Source organism: Luteibacter sp. GL_149 (assembly GCF_057834065.1).
In genome coordinates this window covers 1,432,490-1,452,598 of the sequence record NZ_CM174395.1, presented here as the reverse complement: position 1 = coordinate 1,452,598, position 20,109 = coordinate 1,432,490, and the positions used below count along the sequence as shown (strand labels likewise).

The following is a 20,109-nucleotide window of genomic DNA, read 5'->3' as shown; positions in this document are numbered from 1 at the left end:
GACGAGTTGTCTCAATGCTACATCTATCGTACCGATATTGGAACGCGCATCATGGATACACCTAATCCATGGAGACACGACATGACCATCCTCGTCACAGGCAGCACCGGCACCATCGGCTCCCTCGTCGTCAACGGCCTGGCCGCGAAGGGAGCCAGCGTTCGCGCTCTTGCACGCGATCCGGCGAAAGCCACCTTCCCCGCCGGCGTCTCGACCGTGAAAGGCGATATGACCGACGCTTCCTCGTTGCGTGCCGCCATGGAAGGCGTCGACACACTCTTCCTGCTGAACGCCGTCACGGCCGACGAAGTCACCCAGGCCATCATCGCCCTCAGCGTCGCGCGCGACGCTGGCATCGAGCGCATCGTGTACTTCTCCGTCTTCCATGCGGACACCTATGTCGATGTGCCGCATTTCACCGGCAAGTACACAGCCGAGCGCATGATCGAACAGCTCGACCTGCCGGCAACGATTCTCCGGCCGAACTATTTCATGCAGAACGATCTGAGCCAGAAAGACATGCTGCTCGGCAATGCGCTGTATCCGATGCCCATCGGCGAAGTCGGTCTTTCGATGGTGGACGTCAGGGACATCGCGGAGGTCGCCGTCGCCGAACTGCTTCGCCGCGAGAACGCTCCGGCACGCTTGCCGCGACAGGTCATCGAGCTCGTCGGGCCCGAACCGGTTACCGCTACCGGTGTGGCGAAGATATGGTCCGACATTCTGGGTAAGCCCATCGTCGCGCCGAAGCCGGATGCCGACGCGTACGAAGCAAAGCTGGCCTCGTTCGGCCTTCCGTCGTGGACGGCGCGCGATATACGGCTCATGACCGATCGATTCCAGTTGGACGGCATGGTGGCGACGAAGGAAGCGGTGGCGAAGATGACATCTCTTCTGGGTCGCGCGCCGCGCTCGTATCGCGATTTTGCGATTGAGGCGGCGCGTACGTGGGGGAGCTGAAAAGCGCGAACTGGCGCTTCGCGAGAACTCATTACCTCGCGCTGGGCCCCTGCCTGCGCAGGGGCGACGGTGAGGTCATAGAGATACTTCCATAACCTTCACCGCCGTTCCTGCGTAGAGGTTGTAGAGATACGTCCATAACCTTCACCGCCGCTCCTGCGTAGAGGTCATAGAGATACTTCCATAACCTTCACCGCCGTTCCTGCGTAGAGGTTGTAGAGATACCTCCATAACCTTCACCGCCGTTCCTGCGTAAAGGTTGTAGAGATACGTCCACAACCCTCACCGTCGCACCTGCGTCGAAGTTGTAGAAATCCCTCACCGTCGTTCCTGCGCAGGCAGGAACCCAGCGCGAGGCATCCGATTGTCACGATGCAACGATCCGCGCTTTCGACGCGGACAGAAACGAACCCCCGCCACCAACAACGCCGCCTCAAAACTCCAGCCGGTAAGCCACCTTCACCAGCGCCTCATTGGTGTCACGCAAACCAAGGCTGTGCCGAAACTGCTCATTAGCGTCACTTACACCGTCCTCGGTCTGGTACCCGCCACGGTTATAAACGACATACAGATTGGACAACGGTGCGATCTCATAGCGATAGCGAATCTGAAACCCCAGATTCGCCACGCCAAAATCCTCGACAGGTTCGTTGCTTTCCACCGCACGCCCGTCGCGATCGATTACATAGGCCTGACGCAGCTGCGCGCCGACACCCAGCGCCTGCACTTTCACGCGTACTTCCTGCCGGTTGCCAATGTTCCAGTTCATGCCCATGTCGATACCGATCGTACGACCGTCGAACGCCCCCACCAGGTTGTCGTGCTGCCAGATCATCCAGTTCGGCGTTGTCTCGTAACTGGCTCCGGTGAAAACGCTCAACTCATCGCTGAAGAAATACGTGGGAACGAACTTAACCATATAACCGACACGATGAAGACCCGTCAGCTGATTGCCCTTGATCTCGGCATCCGCCGTCCACGACCAATGCCCGATGCGCGGCCGCACGCGCTCATAGATCAACGTCAGATTCGGTGGCGTGTGCAGCGGATTGCCACCGCGAGTCAGCAGGTCGTCGTATGCCGCGCTGTCGACATTGAGCTTCCAGAATTCCTCGCCGCCATCGCGACGCTGACTATCGCGGATGATGCGGAACTGCCGCTCCAGCCGAAGCCCTTCGGTATTGTTGATGCCGATGATCCGATATCGCCACAGATGCGACGAATACGCGGAGTCCTCGGGCAACGCGGTAAGACGCTGGCGGACTTCCCAGTGGGCGTAGTCGAAATCGTTGCGCGGCAGATAGCCGAAATCGTTGATCTGCAGCGTGTCGCCGAAATGCATGCCCAGCCATTGCTGGCTCCATACCGGCGTCATTTCGTATTCGGCAATCGTCGTCGCGCCGAAGCCAGTCGAACGATTGTTCGGCTGGTCGATCTTGCTGCCGACGATGTTGCTGGTAATGGTGAACTTCGCATTCGGTTTCCAGCGATGATCGATGCCCAGTACATTCGCATCGCGATCGAGATACGGATGACTGACATGCGTGGCAAGCATGCCCAGGCTCTGTGTCCCGAAATTCTCGCTCAGGCGCAATGCCCCGAACGTACGGCCGGCGTCGCCTTTCTCCTGCGCCGCGAGCACGCCGTAGCTCATATCGCCCACGCTGCCGTTGAGCTTCATGGCGCCCGCGATATCGGCCGCATTGTTGCTGTCGTCCGCCGCGCCGCCCACGCGCCGCGTATAGACCAGCTGCGTATAGTCCTCGAGCAGACTGAAATCGAAGATGCCCTGATTTTCCGTGAAGAACGGCCGCTTATCGGTGAAGAAGGTTTCCTCGGGAGTGAAGTTGATCACCAGGTCGTCGCTTTCCACCTGGCCGAAGTCGGGATTGATGGTCGCCGTCAGCTGTGTCTGTCCATTCGGCTTCCAGACAATGTCCGCGCCCTCCTGAAAGCTCGTGCCGCCATGGGCACGATCGGTTCGCGCCACCACGTACGGCGTCACGGCCAGCAAAGCCTGCGAGTAGGCCGGCAGTTCCACATGCTCGAAATCGGACAGGAAGCGCGGACGATTGAAGCTCGCCGCGGGCCAGGACATGCGCTCGCCCGTGGTGCCGACGACGCGGTCGATGTACAGGCCGATGGTGCGCGTATCGCCCGTGGCGGCGCGCATGGGCGCGATGTACCACGGGATCAGCACTTCCACCGACCATCCGTCGGCGTCCTCGGAGACCGCATGCTCCCAGTGACCGTCCCAGTCGTAGCTGAAATTCGATTCGCTGGTGATCACTTCGTCCGCGACACCTCCCATCGACGTCACTTCGAAGTCATAGCCGGTGCGTCCGTCCGCATCGAAATCGACCATGACGTTGATCCGGTCCACCAGGGCGGATTCGTCGCGCCGGGTCTTCTGCCGCGTACGGGGCACCGAAGCCGGCTGGGTGACGCGAATGGCAATGGCCAGCCCCTTGGGCGTGGACATCACCCACGCTTCGGTCGGCATGCTCCCGGGTTTGCCGGTCAGCGGCTGCGTATCGCGGAAATCCGTGATGTGCCGCGCCCCCGCCCATTCGCCTGGGTCGATCTTTCCATCGATTTCGACGGCGTTCGCGACAGTAGCGAGAAAAAAGAATGCAAGGGCAAAAGCGAAGCGAAACATGGATGCGCCGTCGATGGAATCCGTAGAAGGATGCGGCGCATACGTAAAAGGTTACGCATGACTGGTGGCCTATACCGCGCGAACGCCCTCGACTCTGCTACTTTCTTGCAGCCGCCAATCGCTCAGGGGATACCATGCTGCACCGCACCTGCCTCGCCATCGCACTCGCCACGCTCGCCCTGCCCACGCTCGCCGACGAGGCAAAGAAAGCCCATACGCCGACCGCGAAAGAACTGCTCGCGAAGGCCAGCCCCGCCGAATGGCGCACGCCCGATCCGCAGAACCTGGTCTACATGGACCTGCCCCAGGGCCGGGTCATCATCGAACTGGCGCAGGACTGGTCGCCCGAACACGCGGCGAATATCCGCACGCTGATCCGCGAGCATTATTTCGATGGCACAGCCGTCATCCGCGTGCAGGACAATTTCGTCACGCAATGGGGCGACCCCGATGGCGACGACAAGGCCAAGGCGAAAAGCCTGGGCACGGCAAAGCAAACGCTGCCGCCGGAATTCACGCGCAAGCTCGACAAGTCCATTCCGTTCGCGAAGCTGCCGGACGGCGATGTATACGCGCCCGAAGTCGGGTTCTCCGATGGCTTCCCCGCCGCGCGCGATACCGCACACGGACAGGCGTGGCTGACCCACTGCTACGGAGCGGTCGGTGTCGCACGCGACGTGGGCGCGGAAACCGGCAACGGCAGTTCGCTCTACGCCATCATCGGCCAGGCGCCGCGCAATCTGGATCGCAATCTGGCCGTCGCCGGCCGCGTGATTCAGGGCATGCCCATCCTGTCCGCCTATCCGCGCGGCGGCGAGCCGATGGGCTTCTACGACAAACCCGAACAGCGCGTCACGATCAAAACGGTACGTCTCGCAGCCGATGTTCCGGAAGCCGAACGCACGCCGATCCAGGTACTGCGCACCGACAGCAAGACGTTCACCGCGGTGATCGACGCCAAACGCAATCGCAAAGACGATTTCTACATGCTGCCGGCCGGAAAGATCGATATCTGCAATATCTCGATTCCGGTGCGCGACCCGACGAAAAAGGCGCCGTAACCACGGATGCCGTCACCCGGCGAAAGCCGGGTGACCACTCGACGCAAAGCTTCGTTTGGCGCGACTTTGCATGCCGCGTTCCGGCCGACGGCGGACGGGTGCGAAACGCGCCGTACCGGCTACTTTCCGGACTCCGCCACACCTGCACGGATCGCGCGCAGCCTGGCTTTCAACCGTGCCTCGTCATCCGGCCCCAGGCGAATCATGAACTTCTGTCCGGCCGACAACGCCTGCAACGACGGATCGGCAAACTCGTAGCGCAGCTTCGGCTGCACCAGGACGACGGGGCCCTTTGGTTCGGGCGCCGCCAGCAGATGATCGATCACCGCGACGAGCCGGTCGTTGAAATAGCCATCCGGATAACCGAGATCGCGATACGACTGCTGGAACAACGGGTAATACCGCTTGTACCACCCAACCAGAGCACCGGTATCGATCTTCTCCGCGACATACATATACGTCGCGTAACGATCGGCATTCTTGCCCGACGTCACGATCTGTCCGTTTCTGTCATGTCCTACGACAAACGAGCCGGTCGGCGTGCGCAACGGCAACACGTTCAGACCCACGCTCTGTTTCGGCAAGGCATCGATCGTGGCAACGATCCGGGGAATAACGTGCTCGGGAACAAGCAGCGCCTTCAACGCGTCGTCGCCGCCCAGCGCCATCAGCGACTGAATGACGTCGCTGTCGCTGTCGCTGAGCGCAGGCAGCGCCGCGGTCGATGCGCCTGCAGGAGCCGCGCCCAGCGGATGCTGGATCGCGGATGCGGAAGAAGGTATCGACGTCGAAGCGGCAGAAGGCAATGCAACGGCGGCTTCCCGAGGCTTAGCCGCTTTCTCTTTCTGCCAGACCACGAACCCGGCGCCGATGGCGGCCAGCACGACCACAACCCAAAGAACACGCGCAACACCTGACGACTGCTTATTCATTCCACTTAACCTGCTTTGCGGCTAGCAACCTTGCTCTGACTGGGCGTAACGCCAATGGTTCCGCAACGTCAAACGCACAAGAACTCCAACCATAGCGGCCAAGGGCATGTAACACCACCCTCATGCCCCCTCGCATTCCGCCCTGAATTCGTATTAGTCTGAACTCGCCGACCGTCCCCACCGATCCGGCAATCCCACATCGCAAGCTCGTCCAGGAGGAAGAACCATGGCTTTCTCTGCTCGTGTCGACAACGCTCCCATCTCAGGCATCAACGTCACGCCGCTCGTCGACGTGCTGCTCGTGCTGCTGATCATCTTCATGATTTCCGCACCCGTCATCGCCCACAAGGCGACGGTCGACCTGCCGCAAGCGTCGCAGCAGGCGAAGCTACCGACCGTCGAACCCATCCGCCTGGCAATCGAAGGCGATGGTGTTCTCTACTGGAACGACACGCCTATCAGCGAGGCTCAGCTCGACACGCAGCTCTCCATCGCCGCGGCACAGGCGGAACAACCTGCGTTGCAGATCGACGCCACCGACAGCGTTGCCTACGAGAACGTTGCCCGTGTACTTACCAATGCAAAGGCGCACGGTATGGGAAAGATCGACTTTATAGGGCGCGATTAACCGCGCGCTTCACAGTCATGTAGGAGCGCTCTCGAGCGCGATGTCCTCGAGGGTGCGGGAAGTGCTGAACCACCGTTGTCGCGATAACCCACTGCACCGCACTGGGTTCCTGCCTGCGCAGGAACGACGGTGAGGGGTGAGGTGGCGCGAGGGAACATCGGCGGTTCGCTTTGCTCGTCACACCCATACCCTCACCGCTCGGTGGAACCAGCCGGCCCCCTCGCCGGGCCCGGTAGGAGGGCGCGGGTGAACTGGCGGATAAGGCCCCTAAGGGGGAAGGGGCAGGACGCCCCTTCCTTCGTGCGCGGGCAGGAAGCCCGCTCACGAAGCCCCGCCAGTCCACCCGCGTCGCGCAGCGACCGCCCGACGTGGGCCCGGCGAGGGGGCCGGCCGGTTCCCCGCGACGACGCCCCGAATTGCGACGCTCTTCTAGTGCAAGCCGGTCAAACACGCCGAAAAGCGCAACCGCTTACATGTTGCGCCGATACTCCCCACCCACGTCATACAAAGCATGACTAATCTGCCCAAGCGAGTTGTTCTTAACGGCATCCATCAACTGCTCGAACACATTCCGCCGATCGCGCGCAGTGCCCTGCAACCGCTTCAGGCTCTCCGGGGCAAGCGAGTTACGGGCGCGACCATAAAGCAACACGTTATCGATCTGCTGTCCCTTCTCTTCCTCGGTCGAACGAATCAATTCAATCTCCGTGGAAATTTCGCCACCATGATCCTTCGGCAGGAAGGTGTTCACGCCGATAAGCGGCAACGAGCCATCGTGTTTCTTGTGCTCGTAATACATCGATTCTTCCTGAATCTTTCCGCGTTGATACATCGTGTCCATGGCGCCAAGCACACCACCGCGCTCACTGATGGCTTCGAATTCTTTATAGACAGCTTCTTCGACCAGATCGGTCAGCTCGTCGACAACGTAGCTGCCCTGCCACGGGTTCTCGTTGAAGTTGAGGCCCAGCTCACGATTGATGATCAGCTGAATTGCGACCGCGCGACGTACGCTTTCTTCCGTCGGCGTGGTGATGGCTTCGTCATAGGCATTCGTATGCAGACTGTTGCAGTTGTCGAACAGCGCATACAGCGCCTGCAACGTCGTACGAATGTCGTTGAACTGAATTTCCTGCGCGTGCAGCGAACGGCCGGATGTCTGGATGTGGTACTTCAGCATCTGACTGCGGGCGCTGGCACCATAGCGTTCGCGCATGGCGCGGGCCCAGATGCGTCGCGCGACGCGGCCAATAACCGTGTATTCCGGGTCCATGCCATTGGAGAAGAAAAACGACAGGTTGGGCGCGAAATCGTCGATCCTCATGCCGCGTGCGAGGTAGTACTCGACGATGGTGAAACCGTTCGACAGCGTAAAAGCCAGCTGGCTTATCGGGTTCGCGCCGGCTTCGGCAATGTGGTAACCGGAGATCGATACCGAATAGAAGTTGCGTACTTTGTGGTCGACGAAGTACTGCTGGATGTCGCCCATCATGCGCAGCGCGAACTCGGTGCTGAAGATGCACGTGTTCTGCGCCTGGTCTTCTTTCAGGATGTCCGCCTGCACCGTGCCGCGTACCGTGGCCAGCGTATAGGTCTTGATGCGGGCATAGGTTTCGGCGTCGACGACTTCTTCGCCGGAAACACCCAGCAGGCCGAGACCCAGACCATTATTACCTTCCGGCAGACCGCCGTGATAGCGCGGACGGTCGCCATCCGGATAAAGCGCTGCGATGTGCGCGTTCGCGGATTCCCAACGCGCGGGTTCTTCGTTGAGGTACTTTTCGACGTTCTGGTCGATCGCGGTGTTCATGAACATCGCGAGGATGATCGGCGCAGGACCGTTGATGGTCATGGACACCGAGGTCGACGGCGCGGACAGGTCGAAGCCGGAGTACAGCTTCTTCATGTCGTCCAGCGTAGCGATGGAAACGCCGGAGTTACCGATCTTGCCGTAAATGTCGGGACGCGGTGCCGGGTCTTCGCCGTATAACGTGACCGAGTCGAATGCCGTGGACAGACGCGCCGCGGCGCCGCCCAGCGACAGGTAATGGAAACGGCGGTTCGTACGCTCCGGCGTGCCTTCGCCCGCGAACATGCGGGTCGGATCTTCACCGGCGCGGCGATACGGAAATACGCCACCCGTGTATGGGTAGTAGCCCGGCAGGTTCTCGCGCATCAGGAACGAGAGCAGTTCGCCCCAGTCCTTCGTCTTCGGCGGCGAGACCTTCGCGATTTTCTGGTGGCTGAGTGAGGTGCGATAGTTTTCGACGCGGATGACCTTGTCGCGCACCTGGTATTCGTTGAACTCGGCGGTGACAGCCTCGAAGCGAACCGGCCATTCGCGCAGCAGCGAGATCGCTTCGCTGGAGAGTTCGCGAACCGCTTCGTTGTAGCGCTGGCGCAGCGTCGACAGCGAACGGTCGCCTTCGACATTCAGCGATGCGTGGTCGTAAAGATCCAGTGCGCGCGGAACGCCATCGTCGCCGATGTCCTTCAGCGATTCGTAATAGTGCTGCGCCTTGCTGGCCGCTTCGGCCTGCTTCGCGATACCGCCGTTGACGCCCCTTCCCTGCTCGGCGATTTCCGCGAGGTAACGCACGCGGTTACCCGGAATAAGCACGGTAGCGCGGGGCTCGCGCAGCGTCGTGTCGACATCGGGCAACCAGTTTTCGACCGGCAGGTGCAGTTTGTCGCGCATCAGGCGGCAGAGATTGGCGAACATCCAGGTCACGCCCGGGTCGTTGAACTGACTGGCAATCGTGGGATAAACCGGCACGTTCTCATCGGCCATCTGGAAAGCGGTGCGATTGCGTTTCCACTGTTTGCGCACATCGCGCAAAGCATCTTCCGCGCCACGCTTGTCGAACTTGTTGAGCACTACGAGTTCCGCGAAGTCGAGCATGTCGATCTTCTCGAGCTGGCTCGCCGCGCCGTACTCGCTGGTCATGACATAGACCGGGAAATCGACGAGATCGACGATTTCGGAATCGCTCTGACCGATGCCGGCCGTCTCGACGATAACCAGGTCGTAGGCCTGACTCTTCAGGAAATCGATGCAGTCGTGCAGCACGATGCTGGTCGCGGCGTGCTGGCGACGCGTCGCCATAGAACGCATATAGACGCGCGGGCTGCGCAGCGAGTTCATGCGGATGCGGTCGCCGAGCAGCGCACCACCGCTGCGGCGACGCGTCGGATCGACGGCGAGCACGGCGATACGGATATTCGGGAAAGCGTGCAGGAAGCGCAGCAGCAGCTCATCGACAACGCTGGACTTGCCCGCGCCGCCCGTACCGGTCAGGCCAAGCACCGGCGTTTTACCGCCGGCAAGCGCCCACTCCTTGCGCAGACGCGCAAGCTCGGCTTCCGGCAACGCGTCTTCTTCGATAGCCGAAAGCATCGCACCCACGGAAATCTCATCGTCGATGTTCGCCGTGACGGGCGCGGGCGGCGCGTTCTGCGCGCGGCGATCCACCGCGGCGCGAGTGCGCGACATCACGTCTTCGATCATTTCGACGAGGCCGAGCTTCATGCCGTCGTTCGGATGATAGATGCGCTCGACGCCATAGGCCTGAAGTTCGCGGATTTCCTCCGGCGTGATCGTACCGCCGCCGCCGCCGAACACGCGGACATGACCCGCACCGCGCTCTTTCAGCATGTCGACCATGTACTTGAAGTACTCGACGTGGCCGCCCTGATACGACGACAGTGCGATCGCATCGGCGTCTTCCTGCAACGCCGCGCGCACGACGTCTTCCACCGAGCGGTTATGCCCGAGGTGGATCACCTCGGCACCCTGGCTCTGGATGATGCGTCGCATGATGTTGATGGCGGCGTCGTGGCCGTCGAACAGACTCGCCGCGGTTACGAAGCGCAATGGTGTCGCCTCCGTCTGCGTGCTGCTGGCGGGGACGTGCTTGGGCTGCGAACTCATGGCGACTCCGGGACTACCGATGCGGGGAACCGGCTGATTGTACCGCGCGGGTTTCGTCGCGCTTTTGCGCAGTGCAGCGTAATCGTTACGCGTCCCCGAACAAGAACGGCATCGCGACGTTGACGACATCGACATCGTCGACAATTTTCCGATGCCCCAGGCCATTGGTCCGGATCAGCCGCGCGCCCGGCCACAGCGTCGCGTACAGCTCGCCTTCGGCCACCGGGACGTCGCGGTCCTTCGCATCGTGGAATATGAGCACGGCCTGTCGGCGATGCGGCGCGTGGCGTTCGATATGCAGGGTTTCGATGGGAACCTGTGTCCGGTCCGCCAAAGCCTTGTGCAGCGCGGGTCGCAGCCGTTCGGCAAGGCGCACGAAACGCGAGAACCGGCGCGTCGCGGCCTGGGGATCGGCGGCGGGAGCGATCAACACGACCTTTTCCGCGGTCCAGCCATCGTCCAGCGCCAGCGTCACGGCCGCTCCACCCAGGGAATGGCCGATCACGGCCGCGGCATCGCCGTAGTGGCGCCCCACCTCGCGCACGGTGCGGGCAAAGTCCGGCAAGGTGCACAGCAAGCCGCCGCTGTGCCCATGGGCCGGCTGGTCGAACGCCACGACGGCCCAACCCATGGCGGACAGCAGCGCGGCCCATTTTTCGAAGCGAAGTCCAAAACTGGACCAGCCGTGCACCAGCAAGGCATAGGGCTGTGTCGCGGGATCGCCCCAGACGTAGGTCGCGATCGATTCGCCGTTCACCGCGATCGTCTCGCGACGCATATCGGGTACGGCGGGCGCGGCGGCGGCGCGGGCCCTGCTGCTGGGCAACGGCGTCTGGAACAACCGTGCCGCATGCGCCACCGTGCGTTCGGGCGCGACGACGCTACCGATACGGTAGGCGGCTCGCAACCCGAGCAGGGTCGCGATATCGCGAAGCCGGAAGCGCGGTGCGGGTTTCGTTCTCGGGGACGGGATCGGAGTCATATGCCAAGCATTGTGGGGGCAGGACGTTACGCGATACAGGGGTGCCGCACGACCGTCACGAACATGAACGAAGCGCCGGGCGTATCGTCAACGGGGAGCGGCGGCCGCCGTTTTCGATCCTGACTCCGCATCCGCGGACGTAACGAGGAGAGATTCGCCATGACCACGTTGACCCGGAAACTGGCCCTTCTGGCGGGGCTTGGCCTCGCGGTCGGCGCGACCGCCTATGTGCCGCCCGCCGCGGCGCAAGGTTATGTGTCGGTGACTGTCGGCACCCGTCCACCGCCGCCGCGTTATGAACGCAGGCCGCCCCCGCGTTCGGGTTATGTCTGGGCACCCGGATACTGGAACTGGGCCGGTGGGCGCTACATCTGGATCGGCGGACGGTGGTACGGCTCGCGTCCGGGCTATATCTACCGGCCGCCCGTCTATCGTCCGTACGGCCACGCATGGCGTTACGAGCGCGAGCGCTGGGACCGCGATCCGCAGTGGCGCGGGCGCCGCTAACCCCGGGTTGTTGCGGCGCACCTACACGACGCGCCTTCAGGTACTAAACTACGCAGCTGAACACCTCGCCCCGGCCCTTGCTGGGGCGAGTTTTTTTGAGCGGTCCATCTTTGCCGGCGGTCCCCACCACCGGTTTTCACCTGCCAGCGGCCTTATGCAACGCCGCCGAATGTTTACTGGAGTCTGCGTTCGATGATTTTCGAAACCATCGCCAATACGGGTCACGAAGAAGTCGTCTTCTGCCATAACAAAGACGCGGGCCTGAAGGCCATCATCGCGATCCACAATACGGTGCTCGGCCCCTCGCTGGGCGGTCTGCGCATGTGGCCGTACAAGACCGAGCAGGACGCGGTCAACGATGTGCTCCGTCTGTCCCGCGGCATGACCTACAAGAACGCCGTGGCCGGCCTGAATCTCGGCGGTGGCAAGGCCGTCATCATCGGCGATCCCTCGAAGGACAAGTCCGAGGCGCTGTTCCGCGCGTTCGGCCGCTTCGTCAATTCGCTCAACGGCCGCTACATCACGGCCGAAGACGTCGGCATCGACGTCAACGACATGGAATACGTGTTCCGTGAAACCGAGTACGTCACCGGCGTGCACCAGGTCCACGGCGGCTCGGGCGATCCGTCGCCGTTCACCGCGTTCGGCACGCTGCAGGGCCTGATGGCCGCGCTGCAGTTCAAGCACGGCAACGAAGACGTCGGCAAGTACAGCTACGCCGTGCAGGGTTGCGGCCACGTCGGCAGCGAGTTCATCAAGCTGTTGCGCGAACAGGGGGCGAAGGTATTCGTCACGGACATCAACAAGGATGCCGTGCAGCGTTGCGTCGACGAACTGGGCTGCGAAGCCGTGGGCCTGGACGAAATCTACGACGTCGACGCCGACGTCTACAGCCCGTGCGCACTGGGCGGCACGCTCAACGAGCAGACTATCGACCGCATCAAGGCGAAGATCGTCTGCGGCGCGGCGAACAACCAGCTCGCCACGGACGCCATCGGCGACGAACTGGCCCGCCGTGGCGTGGTTTACGCTCCGGACTACGCCGTCAACGCCGGCGGCGTGATGAACGTCTCGCTGGAAATCGACGGCTATAACCGCGAGCGCGCGATGCGCATGATGCGCACGATCTACTACAACGTCGGTCGCATCTTCGAAATCTCGGCCCGCGACAACATCCCGACCTATAAGGCCGCGGACCGCATGGCCGAAGAGCGTATCTCCGCCATCGGCAAGATCCGTCTGCCGCACATGGGCAACGGTGCGCCGCGCTTCCAGGGCCGCATGCGCGGTCAGTAAGCGGAAAGTAACGTAGCTGACGAAGGGCCGTCGGAGCGATCCGGCGGCCCTTCTGCTTTACACTTCCCGCCACACAGGAATCCCCGCCATGGCAGATACCATCCTCGTCACCGGTTCGAGCCGCGGTATCGGACGCGCTATCGCTTTGCGACTGGCCACCGCCGGATACGACATCGTCCTGCACTGTCGCTCGCGACGCGACGAAGCCGAAACCGTACTGACGGACATCGTCGCACTGGGTTGCCAGGCCCGCATCCTCCCGTTCGACATTTCCGACCGCGCGGCATGCAAGGCCGCGCTGGAAGCCGATGTCGCGGAGCATGGCGCTTATTACGGTGTGGTCTGCAACGCCGGCCTGACCCGTGACGGCGCGTTCCCCGCGCTGACCGGCGACGACTGGGACCAGGTACTGCGGACCAATCTCGACGGTTTCTACAACGTGCTGCACCCGCTGATCATGCCGATGATCCGTCGCCGCGCACCGGGTCGCATCGTGTGCATCACATCGGTGTCCGGCCTCATTGGCAATCGCGGCCAGGTGAATTACAGCGCGTCGAAAGCCGGTGTCATCGGCGCGGCGAAAGCACTCGCCCTGGAACTCGCCAAGCGGAAGATCACGGTGAACTGCGTCGCCCCGGGACTGATCGACACCGACATGGTCGACGGCGACCTTCCGCTGGAGGAAATCCTGGCGACGATCCCGATGCAGCGCATGGGTACGCCGGAAGAAGTCGCCGCGGCGGTGCAGTTTCTTGTCGGTCCGGATGCAGGCTACGTCACCCGGCAGGTCCTGGCGGTCAACGGCGGACTGTGCTGAAGCTTTCGCTTCGTTTGTAGGAGCGCTCGAGAACGCTCCTACACGGTAAGCTGGGGCATGCCATTCAAGTTGCGACAGCGGATTTCTTCGATCGCCGAATCCGATCGGCTCGCGGATGTCGTGCGCGTATTGCTGGCGCTATCCGGCGTGCTGGCGTGGTGCGTGCTGCATGGTCCCCGCTCGGCCGCGATTCCCGCGCTGCTCGGCGTCATCGCCTGCGCACTGGCCGAAACGGACGATGCCTGGCGCGGGCGCCTGCGCGGACTCGTCGTGACACTCTGCTGTTTCGCGATCGCCGCGGCCACCGTGCGCTGGCTGATCGCATGGCCGTGGCTTTTCGCGCTGGCGTTGCCGGTCGGCACGTTCGCGCTGGTCATGCTCGGAGCCGCCAGCGGCCGTTACGCCACCATCGTGGCCGCGACGCTCATTCTCTCGGTTTATACGATGATCGATGCGGACGCCTCTGGCCCCACGGGTGGCAACTGGGTCGGCACGGTCCATATTCTCGCCGGCGCCGCGTGGTATGGCGCATTGTCGCTCCTGTGGAGCGTATTCGCGCCGCAACGCGCCGTGCGGCTGGCCCTCGCCCGTGTATTCGAGGCACTGGCCGCACAGATGGAAACGAAGGCCGCCCTGTTCGAGCCCGTTCACGACCTGGACCGGCACGCGCTGGAAATCGAGCTCGCCCATCGCAACAGCCGCACAGTCGACGCCATGAACGAGGCGCACGGCGCCCTGCTCGATCGCATGGGCCGACGTCAGCCACGCGGCCGGATGGCGCAACGGCTGCGTCTTTACTTCACCGCGCAGGATATCCACGAGCGCATCAGCTCCACCCACTATCCCTATGAAGCGCTGGTGGATGCGCTTTTCCACAGCGACATCATGTTCCGTTTCGGCCGGCTATTGAGATTGCAGGCGCAAGCCTGCCATGCCCGCGCGGACGAAGTGCGCCGCACCTTGCCGCCCGGCTCGCTGGCACTGCCGCATGGCGCACTGGACGATGTCCGTGCCGCGCTCGCCCACGGCCAGCCTCGCGAAGCGCGCATCGACGAGGCCCTTGCCGGCCTGCTACGCAATGTCGAACGGCTCCAGTCGTCGCTCGAAACCGAGAGCGAAGGTCTGCGGGATACCGACTTCGGCCTGCGCAATGACGACCCGCCGACATGGCGCGAAGCGGTCGCGCGCATCCGTGTACAGACCACCCGCCGGTCGATGCGTTTCCGGCATGCGGTGCGCCTCGCCGCGGGCATGCTTGCAGGCTATGCGCTGCTGCTGGCCGTGCATCCCAGACACGGTTACTGGATCTTGCTGACGACGCTTTTCGTCTGCCAGCCCGGCTACGGCGCTACGCGGCGCCGGCTGGTCCAACGCATTGGCGGAACGATGCTCGGGCTGATCGCCGGCTGGGCATTTCTTCGCCTGTTACCGGGAGGCGACTGGCGGCTTCCCGTCACGATCGTGTCCGGCGCGGCGTTTTTCGCCTTCCGTCACAAGCGCTATACCGTCGCGACCGCCACGATCACTCTTTTCGTCGTGCTGTGTTTCGACCAGATCGGCGCGGGATACGACGCCATCGGTCCCCGCCTCCTCGACACCGTACTTGGCTCGATCATTGCCGCGACGGCTCTCCACTTCGTGCTGCCCGACTGGCGCGCCCGCCAGCTCGAAGACCTGCTGGCCGATGTGATCGATGCGGACGGGGCTTACCTGCGCCATATCGCCAACCAGTACGTCGGCGGCAAGGTCGACGACCTGCCCTACCGCGTCGCCCGTCGCGATGCCCATAACGCCCATGCCGCGCTTGCCGGATCGGTGACCGAAATGCTCGCCGAACCGGTGCATTCGCGCGAGCGGAGCGAGGTCGTCCTGCGGCTGGTAACGGAGTCGCAAACCACGCTCGCGCATCTGTCGACGCTGGGCGCGCATCGCGAGGCGTTGACGCCGGGAGCCGAGGCAGAGTCCACGCTCGCCGACGCGGAACGGCTAGCGACCGCGTTCGGCACGCTGGCCGTGTCGGCACGGACGCGCACGCCACCGCAGCCACTGACCCGGTCCGCATGGATGGCGGAACTCGAATTACGTGCCGAGCGCCGCTCGGGGACGGAGCGCCTGATTACCCAGCAATGCCTGTTGCTGGCACGGGATGGCGACCGTTTCGCGGCGCTTCTGGCCGAGATGTAGCCTGAACGTGTTGTGCGTTGCGCCAAGGCTTGCCACCGCCGCCGCGTTACGATGGGTAGCTTTTTTCTTCCTTCCGGAGTTCCTTCATGCGTCCGTTCCCCCTCGGCGACGACCTCGATACCCTGCGTGAAAGCGTCCATGCCTTCGCCGAAAAAGAAATCGCGCCACGCGCGGACCGGATCGACCGCGACAACCTCTTCCCCGAAGACCTCTGGGCCAAGTTCGGCGACATGGGCCTCCTGGGCATCGCCATTCCCGGCGAATACGGCGGCAGCGACCTCGGTTTTCTCGCGCATATGGTCGCGATGGAAGAGATCTCTCGCGCATCCGGCTCGGTAGGTCTTTCCTATGGCGCGCATTCGAATCTGTGCGTGCAGAACATCTATCACAACGGAAACGACGCCCAGCGCCGGAAGTACCTGCCGAAACTGTCCAGCGGCGAATGGATCGGCGCGCTGGCGATGAGCGAGCCGGGCGCCGGTTCCGACGTGGTCGGTTCCATGAGCTGCCGTGCGGAACTCGTCGGCGACGTATGGGTGGCCAACGGCTCCAAGATGTGGATCACGAACGGTCCCGATGCCAACGTGCTCCTCGTCTATATGCGCACCGCGCCGCGCGCCGCGGGCAGCCGCTGCATGACGGCCTTCATCGTCGAAAAAGGCATGAAGGGCTTCTCGACGGCGCAGAAGCTCGACAAACTCGGCATGCGCGGTTCCAACACCTGCGAACTGGTGTTCGAGAACTGCGAAATTCCGGCGGAGAACATCGTCGGCGAGGTCAACGAAGGCGTGCGCGTTCTCATGGGCGGCCTGGACACCGAGCGACTGGTGCTTTCCGGCGGCCCCATCGGTCTGATGCAGGCGGCACTGGATCTCACGCTTCCGTATGTGCGCGAACGCAAGCAGTTCAACGCGCCGATCGGCACGTTCGGCATGATGCAGGCGAAGGTCGCCGACATGTATACGGCCCTGCAGTCCTCGCGCGGTTTCGCTTATATGGTCGCGCAGCAGTTCGACACAGGCATCAAGTCGCGTATCGATCCTGCGGCATGTCTGCTCAATGCTTCGACCAACGCGGTGAAGGTGGCTCTCGAAGCCATTCAGGCGCTGGGTGGGAATGGCTATATCAATGAGTTCCCGGCGGGGCGCATCTTGCGCGATGCCAAGCTCTATGAGATCGGCGCCGGTACGAACGAAATTCGTCGGATGCTTATCGGACGCGAGTTGTTTCACGGGAAATCGTGATCTTTGGCGTTGCGCTCCGTGCGGAGCGAAACGCCGACATCGCTACCAAACCATCCGGAACGTCGCACTGGCCGAACGCGAATTGTCCCGATCGGCCAGTCGCTGATCGACGTTGAATCCGAATTGCGTGCGCGCACTCATCTGCCAACCCAACGTCACGCCCGCCGTTCCCGCGCGACGCGACAAGCCGATGCCTTCGACGGGTGCCCATTGGGCGATACCTGTGTAGCGCGCCGAGAACACTTCCCCGCGCGTCGCGAATGCGTTCTGCCACCCCAGCCGCACATCCAGACGAATGGTTCCCCACGACGTCAGCCACGAACGGCCGCCGCGAACGCCGACGCCGGCTTGCCAGCGCGAGGTCGTCTGCGCGTTGGCGCTCAGACCGAAGCCGTCGCCACCCGATTCCTGAAACGCCGAGCGACGGATGCTGGCGTACTGCAGATTCATGAACGGCGTGAACGCGAATGCATTCGTGTCGGCGCGATAACCGAATTCGCCATAGGCAACGCTGTAGCGGCCGGTCGCATCGCTGCCCACGAACGCGGCCTGCTCGCCGAGTTGCAGCATGCGTTGCATGTTTTCGCGGTAGCTGCCGAAACCGACGCGGCCGACGCCATACCAATGACTGCCACGCGTACCCGCGTAGAACATGCCTTCTGTACCGCGGCTGCGGCTGCGATCGGCACTATCGGCGAGCTGACCGATGCTGCTGCTCTGCCCGATCGCCATGCCTGCGAAACCGGAACTGCCAAGGCGGATGTCGCTGCCTACGAGTCCGCCGTCGAGGGTAAAACCCACGTTACCGAAACCGCCGCGGCTCAGGCTGCCCTGATGGCCGAGCGACTGCATCCACGCGCCGCCACCGGACACCTGGTCGACATGCGCCATCAACGCATCGTTGCTGGCATCGATGCCAGCGAACGTCACCGCGGTACTGGCGGCATGGAGCTGCCCGGACAGCGATTCCAGCGAGGCCTGCGCTACCCGCGTCGTCGGCGACTGCTGGATGCTGCCAGCGGCGAGCAACAGTTTCTGGTCCAGCGACGCCGTGCTGGCGGACGAACCGGCGAGGCTCTGGTTGATCTGCTGGAACGCGCCGTCCAGACGCTGCGCGGATGCGAGCGCGACCGGCGAGGAGGACATGCTCTGCGTCGCCACTTGCGTCACGCTGAGCGACGTCGTGTCGACCCAGACTTCGGTCGGCAGATAGTTGAGCGTACTGCTCAGGAAAACGCCTTGCGCAAGGCTCGTCGAAACGAATTTCCCCTGCACACCCTTGCCTGCGGTAAGCACGGACTGGTGCGACGTCACGACGTATCCGGGCACCGCACCGGCCACCTGAAAGTCGCCGTTGAGCGTCGCGGTACCGCCGACCAGAAGCGGCGCACCCATTTTCTGCGATAACCGACCGGCAGCGCCCTGCGTGTAATCGCCACCGACATGCACGGCGACATTGTCGGTTTGCAGCGTGCCCGAATTCGTCACGCTGCCACCGATGTCGCCACGGGCGATCGCCGTCGATCCCAGAATGCCGAGGTCGCCGGGCAGCGCCTTGCGGGCATCGAGGGTGGCACCGCCCGTGACTGCCGTGCCGCCCAGATAGGTGTTCTGCCCCGAGAGCGTCAGCGTGCCGGGACCGTTTACGCTGAGCTTGCCGGCACCGGAGATATCGTTGGCGAACTCGGCATTGCGTCCGCCCATGTCGGCGTTGAACGTGCCCCAGTCCAGTTTCGCGGGGCCGCGGACGGCGCGTCCCACATCCAGCGCGCCATAGCCGAACACGGCATCGGGGCCCGCGGCACCCAGATCGCCGGCCGTGCCGAGGATGATCTGCCGAACCGCGTCATTGGAAAAGGACGGGAACGCACTCCAGACCACGGCGACGGCACCCGTCACCTGCGGCGCGGCCAGGGAGGTCCCCGTCCAGATTGCATACGACGGGTTGGCGGAGGTGTCGTTGGTTCCCGTGGTAATGACCGAGCCGGGAGCGGCGAGGCAATAACTCATCGCGATCCCGCAGCGATTCGAGTACGACGCCAGTTGGGTCGGATTGTTGCTGTCGAGGGCGACGACGGTAAGCCAGCCAGTCGCAAGATCGGGCGCGCGGGAAGGAAGCGCGGCGACATCCGAAGGATTGGGCTTGCCGTCGTTTCCGGCGGCGAACACGACAAGTCCCTTGCTTACGAAGAGCGCATACGCGTCGTGGAAACTTTTCGTCGTCGCCGCATCCGTGGCGTCCCAGTAGAGCCCGCCCCACGAGTTATTCATGGCCCGCACGCCGGCGTTGTACAGATTGACGTTCACCGTCTGCAACGGGTCGGCGGAGGTCACCTTGGTGCCCTGACCCGAACCGTCGTCCGTCGGCGCTTTGTCGCTGACGATGCGCGCGGAAATGATCTGCGCGTCCGGCGCGATGCCACCGGGAAACTGACCGAACGGCCGGCCTGCCGCGATCTGCGCCACGGCGGTGCCATGGCCGACCACATCGTCGACGCCGAGGTTATTGGTCGACGGATCGACGTAATTGAGGTTGGAAATAACCCGTCCCAGCAGCGAGGGATGCGTCCGCGTCACGCCGCTGTCCACGATACCGATGGTTACGCCCTGCCCCGTAAAGCCAGCGGCGTGAGCCGCCGTTGTATTGGTCAGTCTGAGCTGCGCATCCAGGGGCGGCTGGACGGGAGGCGGCGTCGGGTTGGTCGGCGGCGCGGGCGTCGAGGGTGTCGAAGGCAGTCCGACCGGCCGGGTAGCGCCGCTGCCACCGCCGCCGCAGGCCGTTACGCCGAAAGCGACACAGATCGCCAGCGTCAATTCGCGGCGGCGCGGTGCAATCACTACGTTCACTAGTGTTTCCCCAGTTCGACATCAATGTCATGCGCTGGTGTCACCGGCACCCGCGCCCCTG

Annotated in this window: 13 protein-coding genes; 8 read left to right on the top strand and 5 right to left on the bottom strand. The window is 63.2% G+C overall.

Going from position 1 to position 20,109, the window contains the following annotated elements:
* The first annotated feature begins 81 nt into the window (after positions 1-81).
* Complete coding sequence (locus AC3IR3_RS06455; RefSeq protein WP_489196125.1) at positions 82-960, top strand: SDR family oxidoreductase; 879 nt, start codon at positions 82-84, stop codon at positions 958-960.
* 433 nt (positions 961-1,393) lie between these two features.
* On the opposite strand, the gene AC3IR3_RS06450 is transcribed toward AC3IR3_RS06455, so the two are convergent.
* Positions 1,394-3,619, bottom strand: coding sequence for a DUF5916 domain-containing protein (locus AC3IR3_RS06450; protein WP_489196124.1), 2,226 nt, complete (start codon positions 3,617-3,619; stop codon positions 1,394-1,396).
* Between the two features lie 134 nt (positions 3,620-3,753).
* Here AC3IR3_RS06450 and AC3IR3_RS06445 point away from each other — a divergent pair, with 134 nt between their 5' ends.
* Positions 3,754-4,680, top strand: coding sequence for a peptidylprolyl isomerase (locus tag AC3IR3_RS06445; protein ID WP_489196123.1), 927 nt, complete (start codon positions 3,754-3,756; stop codon positions 4,678-4,680).
* A 119-nt stretch (positions 4,681-4,799) separates the two neighbouring features.
* Here AC3IR3_RS06445 and AC3IR3_RS06440 read toward each other — a convergent pair whose 3' ends face one another.
* Positions 4,800-5,612, bottom strand: coding sequence for a DUF3014 domain-containing protein (locus tag AC3IR3_RS06440; protein WP_489196122.1), 813 nt, complete (start codon positions 5,610-5,612; stop codon positions 4,800-4,802).
* Positions 5,613-5,838: 226 nt separating this feature from the next.
* Between AC3IR3_RS06440 and AC3IR3_RS06435 the strand changes: the two genes are divergently transcribed.
* Complete coding sequence (locus AC3IR3_RS06435) at positions 5,839-6,240, top strand: ExbD/TolR family protein (protein ID WP_489196121.1); 402 nt, start codon at positions 5,839-5,841, stop codon at positions 6,238-6,240.
* Positions 6,241-6,709: 469 nt separating this feature from the next.
* Here AC3IR3_RS06435 and AC3IR3_RS06430 read toward each other — a convergent pair whose 3' ends face one another.
* On the bottom strand, positions 6,710-10,171 hold the full coding sequence (locus AC3IR3_RS06430) for a methylmalonyl-CoA mutase family protein (RefSeq protein WP_489196120.1): 3,462 nt from the start codon (positions 10,169-10,171) through the stop codon (positions 6,710-6,712).
* Between the two features lie 85 nt (positions 10,172-10,256).
* Positions 10,257-11,153, bottom strand: coding sequence for an alpha/beta hydrolase (locus tag AC3IR3_RS06425; RefSeq protein WP_489196119.1), 897 nt, complete (start codon positions 11,151-11,153; stop codon positions 10,257-10,259).
* 159 nt (positions 11,154-11,312) lie between these two features.
* On the opposite strand from AC3IR3_RS06425, the gene AC3IR3_RS06420 reads away from it, so the two are divergent.
* The 5 genes from AC3IR3_RS06420 to AC3IR3_RS06400 all read left to right on the top strand — a co-directional run bounded on the left by AC3IR3_RS06420 (position 11,313) and on the right by AC3IR3_RS06400 (position 17,201).
* Complete coding sequence (locus AC3IR3_RS06420; RefSeq protein WP_132141165.1) at positions 11,313-11,660, top strand: YXWGXW repeat-containing protein; 348 nt, start codon at positions 11,313-11,315, stop codon at positions 11,658-11,660.
* A 192-nt stretch (positions 11,661-11,852) separates the two neighbouring features.
* Positions 11,853-12,956 (top strand): Glu/Leu/Phe/Val dehydrogenase dimerization domain-containing protein, encoded by a 1,104-nt coding sequence (locus AC3IR3_RS06415; protein ID WP_489196118.1) that lies wholly within the window; start codon positions 11,853-11,855, stop codon positions 12,954-12,956.
* An 88-nt stretch (positions 12,957-13,044) separates the two neighbouring features.
* Complete coding sequence (gene fabG, locus AC3IR3_RS06410; protein ID WP_489196117.1) at positions 13,045-13,773, top strand: 3-oxoacyl-ACP reductase FabG; 729 nt, start codon at positions 13,045-13,047, stop codon at positions 13,771-13,773.
* A gap of 57 nt (positions 13,774-13,830) precedes the next feature.
* On the top strand, positions 13,831-15,957 hold the full coding sequence (gene yccS / locus AC3IR3_RS06405) for a YccS family putative transporter (protein ID WP_489196116.1): 2,127 nt from the start codon (positions 13,831-13,833) through the stop codon (positions 15,955-15,957).
* Between the two features lie 86 nt (positions 15,958-16,043).
* Complete coding sequence (locus AC3IR3_RS06400) at positions 16,044-17,201, top strand: isovaleryl-CoA dehydrogenase (protein ID WP_489196115.1); 1,158 nt, start codon at positions 16,044-16,046, stop codon at positions 17,199-17,201.
* Between the two features lie 42 nt (positions 17,202-17,243).
* Here AC3IR3_RS06400 and AC3IR3_RS06395 read toward each other — a convergent pair whose 3' ends face one another.
* Positions 17,244-20,048 (bottom strand): S8 family serine peptidase, encoded by a 2,805-nt coding sequence (locus AC3IR3_RS06395; RefSeq protein ID WP_489196114.1) that lies wholly within the window; start codon positions 20,046-20,048, stop codon positions 17,244-17,246.
* Positions 20,049-20,109 lie beyond the last annotated feature (61 nt).